Annotated in this window: 1 protein-coding gene; it reads left to right on the top strand. The window is 71.1% G+C overall.

The genetic code is table 11. The features are described from left to right. Nucleotides 1-138 precede the first annotated feature (138 nt). Entirely contained in the window at nt 139-2,508 is a 2,370-nt protein-coding gene (locus IFT73_RS18550) for a GH92 family glycosyl hydrolase (RefSeq protein WP_192168915.1), read from the top strand. The last annotated feature ends 76 nt before the right edge of the window (nt 2,509-2,584 follow it).

Here is a 2,584-nt window from a genome sequence, read left to right as displayed (position 1 = left end):
CGTCGCCTCGCTTCGCTCACGGTCGGCCGCAAGCGGCCTCCCTGGCGACCGCACACTCCCGTTCGCCGTCAGGTCTTCCCCTGGACGTCCGGACCTGCGCACACTGTCACGCAGGTCACGACCACTCTCGGGGGAACCATGAACGTACGACTCGTCCTGTCGGGCGCGCTGACCGCGGGGCTCTTGGTCCCTGTCGGTCTCGCCGCGCCGGCCACCGCCGGCGCGAAGCCGGCACCCCGCGGCGACGTGGTGTCGTACGTCGACCCTCTGATCGGCAGCTCCAACGGCGGCAACACCTATCCCGGCGCGGTCCGCCCGTTCGGGATGCTGTCGTGGTCGCCGACGACGACCAAGGGCGACCAGACCGACACCGGCGCGGCCAACGGCTACCAGTACGACACGACCCGCACCCGCGGCTTCGCGCTCACCCACGTCAACGGGGCGGGCTGCCACCCCGGCGCCGCGGGCGACGTCCCGATCTTCCCGCACGTCGGGGCGGTGACGTCGTCGCCGACGGCCGACACCACGGACGCGACGTACGCCAGCGACTTCTCCCACGACGACGAGGTCGCGAAGCCGGGACGCTACTCCCTCGACCTCGCCAACGGGGCGCGGACGTCGTTCGCCGCGACGACTCGCGCCGGCGTCGGCACCATCACGTTCCCGAAGGGCAAGCAGGCGAACCTGCTGTTCCGCACGTCCAACTCGCTGAACGGCAGCGAGGACGCCACGACCCGCATCGACGCGAAGGCTCGCACCGTGACGGGGTCGGTGCTGACGGGCGGGTTCTGCGGACGGCGCGGCAACGGCGGCGGCAGCAACAAGTTCAGCTACTACCGCCTCTACTTCACGGCCCACTTCGACCGGGCCTTCACCCGCACCGGCACGTGGGTGGACGACAGCGTGCGTCCGGGCACCCGGTCAGCCAGCGGCGGCGAGGGTTACGAGAAGGGTGCCGCGCGGGCCGGACGCGGATCGGGTGGTTGGGTCGGCTTCACGAGCGGGCGTCCCGTCACGATGCGCATCGGCATCTCCTACACGAGCCAGAAGGCGGCCGAGGCCAACCTGAAGGCCGAGGTGGCACCCCGCGCCACGGTCAAGAAGGTCGCGGCAGCCGGCACGAAGGTCTGGGACCGGCAGCTGCGCCGCATCGAGGTGGCCGGCGGGTCGCGGGCGAAGCTGACGACGTTCTACACCGCGCTCTACCACTCGTTCCTGCAGCCGAACATCACCAGCGACGTCGCCGGCACGTACCTGGGCGCCGACCGCAAGGTCCACCGTCTCAAGCGCGGGCAGAAGGCCCAGTACGGCAACTTCTCCGGCTGGGACCAGTACCGCGCCCACACCCAGCTGCTCGCGCTGCTCGAGCCACGGGTCGCCGGCGACTTCGCCCAGTCGCTGCTGAACCTGTCGCGGCAGAACGGCGGCGTGTGGGACCGGTGGGTGCACGTGAACGGACCCACGCGGGTCATGAACGGCGACCCCAGCGCACCCACGTTGGCCGGCATCACCGCGCTCGGGGTCGACAACTTCGAGGTCAAGGCGGCGTACGACTCCCTCGTCAAGCAGGCGATCAAGCCGAACGCCGCGGGCCTGTCCGACTACGGCTGCCCCGGGCAGTGCGCCGGCATGCGTCCGAACCTCAAGGAGTACCTGCGCCTGCACTACGCGCCCCAGGACAACTGCCACTGCTGGGGCGGCGCGGCCGAGACCCTCGAGGACAGCGCCGCCGACTACGGCCTCGCCCAGTGGGCCGAGCGCCTCGGCAACAGAAAGCAGGCACGGTACTTCGACGACCGCTCCGGCTGGTGGCGCAACACCTTCAACCCGGCCGCGACCCCCGGAGCCGGATACCAGCAGGCGCGCAAAGCGGACGGTTCGTGGGTCGAGCCGTTCGACCCCACGAGCGACCTCGGCTTCGCGCAGGGCAGCTCCGCGACGTACACGTGGATGGTCCAGCACGACGTGCACCGGCTGTCACGCCTGATGGGCGGCGACGCGAAGGCAGCGGCGCGACTCGACGAGTTCTTCCAGACGGGCTACGACCCCACCAACGAGCCGGGCATCCACGCCCCGTGGCTCTACAACGCACTGGGCCAGCCCTGGAAGACGCAGAAGACGGTGCGCGACTACATGAACCGCGTCTACGGCACCGGTCCCGGCGGACTGCCCGGCAACGACGACCTCGGGACGATGTCGGCCTGGTACGTCTGGGGTGCGCTCGGCATGTACCCGCAGACGCCGAGCCGCGCCGAGATGCTGCTGTCGAGCCCGACGTTCCCGACCGCGTGGGTCCACCGCAAGGGCGGACCGACCATCACGGTCAAGGCACCGGGCGCCGCGGCCGGGACGGTCTACGTCCGCTCGGCCACGGTCGACGGACGCACGTGGCGCCGGTCGTGGATCCCGTCGCGGGTGCTCAACGAGGGCGGCACCGTGACCGTCCGGGTCGGCACGAAGCCGACGTCGTGGGGCTCGCGCCCGCAGGACGTCCCGAAGGACCGCTGACCTCCTCCGTTCGCCTCACCTCCGTTCGCCAGGGAGCGAAGCGACCGTGAGGGCGAAGCCCGAGGCGAACCACAGC

It is taken from the genome of Aeromicrobium sp. CFBP 8757 (genome assembly GCF_014841755.1).
Lineage (GTDB): Bacteria > Actinomycetota > Actinomycetes > Propionibacteriales > Nocardioidaceae > Aeromicrobium.
This window is presented reverse-complemented; position numbering and strand designations above follow the sequence as displayed.